This is a genomic window from Pseudomonas sp. 2VD, assembly GCF_005503585.1.
In the GTDB taxonomy this organism is placed as follows: Bacteria; Pseudomonadota; Gammaproteobacteria; order Pseudomonadales; family Pseudomonadaceae; genus Pseudomonas; species Pseudomonas aeruginosa.
The window spans coordinates 1-6,394 of sequence record NZ_SCND01000341.1 but is presented as its reverse complement, the minus strand read 5'-3'; the positions used below and the strand labels follow the sequence as shown (position 1 = coordinate 6,394).

At 64.6% G+C, this 6,394-nt stretch carries 5 protein-coding genes and 2 pseudogenes; 2 read left to right on the top strand and 5 right to left on the bottom strand.

Going from position 1 to position 6,394, the window contains the following annotated elements:
- The 4 genes from FFS27_RS26370 to FFS27_RS26350 form a co-directional block, all read right to left on the bottom strand.
- Positions 1-658: nucleoside recognition domain-containing protein (locus FFS27_RS26370; RefSeq protein WP_272483176.1), on the bottom strand; the 658-nt coding region annotated here is incomplete at its 3' end.
- Between the two features lie 104 nt (positions 659-762).
- The gene (gene gltP / locus FFS27_RS26365; protein ID WP_003096956.1) at positions 763-2,097 is read right to left on the bottom strand and encodes a glutamate/aspartate:proton symporter GltP; all 1,335 of its coding nucleotides are present in this window, start codon (positions 2,095-2,097) and stop codon (positions 763-765) included.
- Positions 2,098-2,809: 712 nt separating this feature from the next.
- The gene (locus FFS27_RS26355) at positions 2,810-3,277 is read right to left on the bottom strand and encodes an inhibitor of vertebrate lysozyme family protein (protein WP_003114119.1); all 468 of its coding nucleotides are present in this window, start codon (positions 3,275-3,277) and stop codon (positions 2,810-2,812) included.
- A 21-nt stretch (positions 3,278-3,298) separates the two neighbouring features.
- Positions 3,299-3,460: a DUF1328 domain-containing protein gene (locus FFS27_RS26350; RefSeq protein WP_137952309.1), complete on the bottom strand. Its 162-nt coding sequence runs from the start codon at positions 3,458-3,460 to the stop codon at positions 3,299-3,301.
- 467 nt (positions 3,461-3,927) lie between these two features.
- Between FFS27_RS26350 and algB the strand changes: the two genes are divergently transcribed.
- Entirely contained in the window at positions 3,928-5,277 is a 1,350-nt protein-coding gene (gene algB / locus FFS27_RS26345; RefSeq protein WP_003096964.1) for a sigma-54-dependent response regulator transcription factor AlgB, read from the top strand.
- Positions 5,274-6,284: pseudogene (locus FFS27_RS26340) on the top strand (KinB sensor domain-containing domain); the annotation flags it as partial. The gene algB and the pseudogene FFS27_RS26340, both read left to right, overlap by 4 nt.
- On the opposite strand, the pseudogene FFS27_RS26335 reads toward FFS27_RS26340, so the two are convergent.
- A pseudogene (locus FFS27_RS26335) lies at positions 6,259-6,394 on the bottom strand (histidine kinase dimerization/phospho-acceptor domain-containing protein); the annotation flags it as partial. The pseudogenes FFS27_RS26340 and FFS27_RS26335 sit on opposite strands and share 26 nt — an antisense overlap.

Below are 6,394 nucleotides of genomic sequence, written 5' to 3'. Positions count from 1 at the left end.
CCATGAAGCCGGCCAGCAGCAACGCGCCGGGGATCAGGTAGGCCAGCACCACCGGGTCCCACAGGCGCAGGCGCTGCATCAGCGCCACCGACAGCAGGCCGGCCAGGGTCGAGGCGCTGGTGGCCAGGAGGATCGGCAGGAATACCAGGGTCGGATCGGCCGCGCCCTGCTGCGCGCGGTACATGAAGATGGTCACCGGCAGCAGGGTCAGGGACGAGGCGTTGAGCACCAGGAAGAGGATCTGCGCATTGCTCGCGGTGGTGCTGCTGGGATTGAGTTCCTGCAGCGCCTTCATCGCCTTCAGGCCGATCGGCGTGGCGGCGTTGTCCAGGCCCAGGCCATTGGCGGCGAAGTTCAGGGTGATCAGGCCGATCGCCGGATGCCCCGGCGGCACTTCCGGCATCAGCCGACGGAACAGCGGACCGAGCAGCACCGCCAGGCGCTCCACCAGACCGGCCTTCTCGGCGATGCGCAGGAAGCCGAGCCAGAGCGTCAGGGTGCCGAACAGCAGGACCATCACCTCGACCGCCAGCTTGGCCATGGCGAACAGGCTCTCCACCATCGCCGCGAACACCGTCGCATCGCCGCCGATCAACCAGCGCGCCAGCGCGCTCGCCGCCGCCACCAGGAAAAAACCCAACCACAAGCCGTTCAGCATTCAGAATCCCCCGCGTTGCGCGGATGATAGCGGCGCAGGCGGTGCCGGCGCCAGAAACGCCGAGGCCCCGGACGATGCCGGGGCCTCCTGGGCGGGAAGCCGCCTTATTCGAGGGTGGCCTGCTTGCCCTTGGCTTCGCCGACCGCCTGCCGCAGGTGCGGCAGCGAATCCCAGTAGCGCTGGCCCTTGGCCGCGTCGTACATGCCTTCCCACTTGGAGATGACCAGCACCGCGAGGGCATTGCCGATCACGTTGAGGGCGGTACGCGCCATGTCCATGATGCGGTCCACGCCGGCGATGAAGGCCAGGCCCTCGAGCGGGATGCCGACGCTGCCCAGGGTGGCGAGCAGCACCACGAAGGACACGCCCGGCACGCCGGCGATACCCTTGGAGGTCACCATCAGGGTCAGCACCAGCATGATCTGCTGGCCGATGGACAGGTCGATGCCGTAGAGCTGCGCGATGAAGATCGCCGCGATGCTCTGGTACAGGGTCGAGCCATCGAGGTTGAAGGAGTAGCCGGTGGGCACCACGAAGCTGCTGATCGCCTTCGGCGCGCCGTAGGCTTCCATTTTCTCGATGATGCGCGGCAGCACGGTTTCCGAGCTGGCGGTGGAATAGGCGAGGACCAGGTCGTCCTTGAAGATGCGGATCAGGCGCATGATCGAGAAGCCGAACATCCGCGCGATCAGGCCCAGCACCACCAGGGCGAAGAAGACGATGGCCACGTAGACCAGGATCACCAGCTTGGCCAGCGGCAGCAGCGAGGCGAAGCCGAAGTTGGCGACGGTCACCGCGATCAGGGCGAAGACACCGATGGGGGCGTACTTCATGATCATGTGGGTGACCTTGAACATGGTCTCGGAAACGCCCTGGAACACCTTCACCAGCGGCTCGCGCAGGTCGTTGGGCAGGCTCGACAGGCCGAGGCCGAACATCACCGAGAAGAAGATGATCGGCAGCATCTCGCCACGGGCGATGGCGGCGAAGACGTTGGAGGGAATCAGGTTGAGGATGGTCGCGATGAACGCATGGTCATGCTGCACTTCCTGGGTGGTCTTCTGGTACTGGGAAATGTCCACGGTACCCAGGGTGCTCATGTCGATGCCGGTGCCGGGCTGGAACAGGTTGGCCAGCAGCAGGCCGACGACGATGGCGACGGTGGTGACGATCTCGAAGTAGATGATGGTCTTCAGGCCGATGCGGCCAAGCTTCTTCGCGTCGCCGACGCCGGCGATGCCGACCACCAGCGAGGAAATCACGATCGGCACCACGATCATCTTGATCAGACGGATGAAGATGTCGCCGGCCGGTTGCAGCACGTTGGCGATCCACCAGGCCTTTTCGGCGCTGAAATGGTTGAGCACTGCGCCGACGGCGATACCGAGTGCCAGACCGATCACGATCTGCCAGGCGAGGCTTAGCTTGGCTTTACCCATGTTTCGTCACCCTTAATTCTTGTGGAAGTCGGGAGTCGCTCCAACGGGAGAGTCGCTCCCGACAGGCGAAAGGGCGCAATGATTCATGCGCTCCCCTACCCCGTCTAATGCCGTAAGTGACTGCCCCATGCCGAATCGGCATGAGAAATCACTAATGAAACGTCCGTCCCACAGGAAATTGCCCTTGATTTTCGTACAAGAACAGGGAGCGGAAGGCACTCCGTGCAAGGCCTGGAAGCCTCGTGCCCATCCTGGGAAGTTGAAAGTCGCTCATCATCGCTGCGATGGATGGTCACAGGACACGCAACGCCGTCCGGCACGCCATCGCCGGCTGTGGATAAGCGGCGTTCTGTGGATAACCGCGCGGTAAAGCCCTTCTGGGAGGGCGCCTCGGAACGCGCGGGTGGTCGATTGTAAAACGACTCCGCCATCCACAGGCATTGATCGATATCAGGGAAGTTCGCGGAGTATCGGTGCGGAAGCCGACGCTCCGCCGGACGGCGGAGCGTCGTACCCCTTCTATATATAGAAGCGCGCCGGAAGGCAGCGAGACATCGGTGGCTCCCCTCCGGCGCGTTGTCGCCTGGCCCGACCCCGAAGGAGGTACTCCCTGTACCCCTGGAACCCGCCGGATCGACCTCACCCAGCGCATCCCGGTCCCCTGGCCATGCCCCGCTGCGGGCGGGGCGGTGTCACGCAAGCCCGTTCCGCCTCAGTACCAGTTCGGATCGGCCTTGAGTTGTTCGTCGAGGATCTTCTGTACCGCCGGCTCCGGCTTGCCCAGCCAGCGGAAGCTGGCGTGCTTGCTCGGCGACTTGTCCTGCGGCAGCCCTTCGGGCACCTGCACGTAGAGTCCGTAGGCATGGCTCTTGTCCCAATCGAAGGCGACCAGCAGGCGCTGGCCCTTGCAATCGGACTTCTCGCAGAGACCGCCGACCAGATACTTGTCGCCCTGGTCGTCGACGGCATGCATCGGCGTAGCGGTTCCCGAGAGATTCATCACCCAGTCAGGCAAGCGGCTCTCGTCTTCCACCAGGTTCTGCCAGGCCTTGCGGTATCCGGCATCGGTGCTCTGCAATTCGTTCAAGCGGTATTCGCCGTCCCTGTCGGCCGCCACCGCCAGCGAACTGGCGGCGGCACCGAGCAGCAGTGCGTTCATCAGGTTACGCATGAGTCGCATCGCTTTCTCCTTGGCATCCGGCTAGCCGCGACGGCGTCCGAAGAAGAACGAGACCACGAAGAGCACCAGGAACAGCACGAAGAGGACCTTCGCGATTCCGGTGGCGGCACCTGCGATGCCACCAAACCCGAGGACGGCAGCGATGATGGCGATGATCAGAAAGGTGATAGCCCAACTAAGCATGATGTTTTCTCCTGTGTGCCTTCGGAACTGTCGGTACCGCCTCGGGGCCGGGCCCATCGGGGTAGCGAACCGGCCTGTGTCCATTTTTTCTTCAGGGAGACCGTGACTACCTCATTGCACGCCCCATGCCAGCCTTTCTGAAAAATAAAAACACTTTTAATTCAATAAGTTATAAAACAACCCAGGTAGTCTGCGCAGTTCATCCTGCACGACGCGACAAATTATTCCGGGCGTTTTGCACGATCGGCGCGGTACGCTGTCACATGCAACAGGGAAGCGACCCGGCACCTGCTACCCGGAGCCATCCGTGGAGCCGCCACGGCTTCCCGAAAACCCAAGAACAGCAACATCGGCAGGTTGCACGCCGCCCGGATGGGCGGCGGGGCGCTCTGCAACTTGCATGGGCTTTCCGGGGACTAACCCAGAAGCCGAATGGCAGTGAATTCCCTAGAGGATAAAAAGCAACGATGGAAACCACTTCCGAAAAACAGGGGCGCATCCTGCTGGTCGATGACGAGTCGGCGATCCTGCGCACTTTCCGTTATTGCCTCGAAGACGAAGGCTACAGCGTGGCCACCGCCAGCAGCGCGCCGCAGGCGGAGGCCCTGTTGCAGCGCCAGGTATTCGACCTGTGCTTCCTCGACCTGCGCCTGGGCGAAGACAACGGGCTCGACGTTCTCGCCCAGATGCGCGTCCAGGCGCCATGGATGCGCGTGGTGATCGTCACCGCGCATTCGGCGGTGGATACCGCGGTCGACGCCATGCAGGCCGGCGCGGTGGATTACCTAGTCAAGCCCTGCAGCCCGGACCAACTGCGCCTGGCCGCCGCCAAGCAACTGGAGGTGCGCCAACTGACCGCGCGCCTGGAGGCCCTGGAGGACGAAGTGCGCCGCCAGGGCGACGGCCTGGAATCGCACAGCCCGGCCATGGCCGCGGTACTGGAGACCGCGCGCCAGGTCGCGGCGACCGACGCCAACATCCTCATCCTCGGCGAATCCGGCTCCGGCAAGGGCGAACTGGCACGCGCCATCCACACCTGGAGCAAACGCGCGAAGAAGCCCCAGGTCACCATCAACTGCCCGTCGCTGACCGCCGAACTGATGGAAAGCGAACTGTTCGGGCACAGTCGCGGCGCCTTCACCGGTGCCACCGAAAGCACCCTGGGCAGGGTCAGCCAGGCTGACGGCGGCACCCTGTTCCTCGACGAGATCGGCGACTTCCCGCTGACCTTGCAACCCAAGCTGCTGCGCTTCATCCAGGACAAGGAATACGAACGCGTCGGCGATCCGGTGACCCGCCGCGCCGACGTGCGCATCCTTGCCGCGACCAACCGCGACCTGGGCGCGATGGTCGCCCAGGGCCAGTTCCGCGAGGACCTGCTCTACCGCCTCAACGTGATCGTGCTCAACCTGCCTCCCCTGCGCGAACGCGCCGAGGATATCCTCGGCCTGGCCGAACGTTTCCTCGCCCGCTTCGTCAAGGACTACGGCCGCCCCGCCCGCGGCTTCAGCGAAGCCGCCCGCGAGGCCATGCGGCAATACCCCTGGCCGGGCAACGTACGCGAGCTACGCAACGTGATCGAACGCGCCAGCATCATCTGCAACCAGGAACGGGTGGATGTCGACCACCTCGGTTTCAGCGCTGCGCAATCTGCCAGCAGCGCGCCGCGGATCGGCGAATCGCTGAGCCTGGAAGACCTGGAGAAAGCCCATATCACGGCGGTGATGGCCTCCAGCGCGACCCTCGACCAGGCCGCCAAGACCCTCGGTATCGATGCCTCGACCCTGTACCGGAAGCGCAAGCAGTACGGCCTATGAGCATGCCGCTGCCGATGAAGCTCCGGACCCGGTTGTTCCTCAGCATTTCCGCGCTGATCACCGTCTCGCTGTTCGGCCTGTTGCTCGGGTTGTTCAGCGTGATGCAGCTCGGCCGCGCTCAGGAGCAACGGATGTCGCACCACCACGCGACCATCGAGGTGAGCCAGCAGTTGCGCCAGCTGCTCGGCGACCAGTTGGTCATACTGCTCCGCGAAAAACCCGACGGGCAGGCCCTGGAGCGCTCGCAGAACGATTTCCGACGGGTCCTGGAACAGGGTCGGGCGAATACCGTCGACGGCGCCGAGCAGGCCGCCCTGGATGGCGTTCGCGACGCCTACCTGCAACTGCAGGCGCACACCCCGGCGCTGCTCAAGGCGCCCATGGCCGACAACGACGGCTTCAGCGAAGCCTTCAATACCCTGCGCCTACGCCTGCAGGACCTGCAGCAACTGGCGCTGGCCGGCATCAGCGACGCCGAGACCAGCGCCCGCCACCGAGCCTACCTGGTCGCCGGCCTGCTTGGCCTGGTGGGCGTCGCCATCCTGCTGATCGGTTTCGTCACCGCCCACAGCATCGCCCGGCGCTTCGGCGCACCGATCGAAACCCTGGCGCGGGCGGCGGACAGGATCGGCGAAGGCGATTTCGACGTGACCCTGCCGATGACCAACGTCGCCGAGGTCGGCCAGTTGACCCGGCGTTTCGGCCTGATGGCCGAGGCCCTGCGGCAGTACCGCAAGACCAGCGTCGAAGAGGTGCTTTCCGGCGAGCGGCGCCTGCAGGCGGTACTCGACAGCATCGACGACGGCCTGGTGATCTTCGACAACCAGGGGCGCATCGAACACGCCAACCCGGTCGCGATCCGCCAGCTATTCGTCTCCAACGACCCCCATGGCAAGCGGATCGACGAAATACTCAGCGATGTCGATGTCCAGGAAGCGGTGGAAAAGGCCCTGCTCGGCGAAGTCCAGGACGAGGCGATGCCCGACCTGGTGGTGGACGTCGCCGGCGTTCGCGGAGCAGGCTGAAGGCCATCTGCATGCCGGTCACCGGCGTGCGCAGTTCGTGGGAGGCGCGCAGGACGAATTCGCTGCGGACCCGTTCGAAGGCGCGCTGCTCG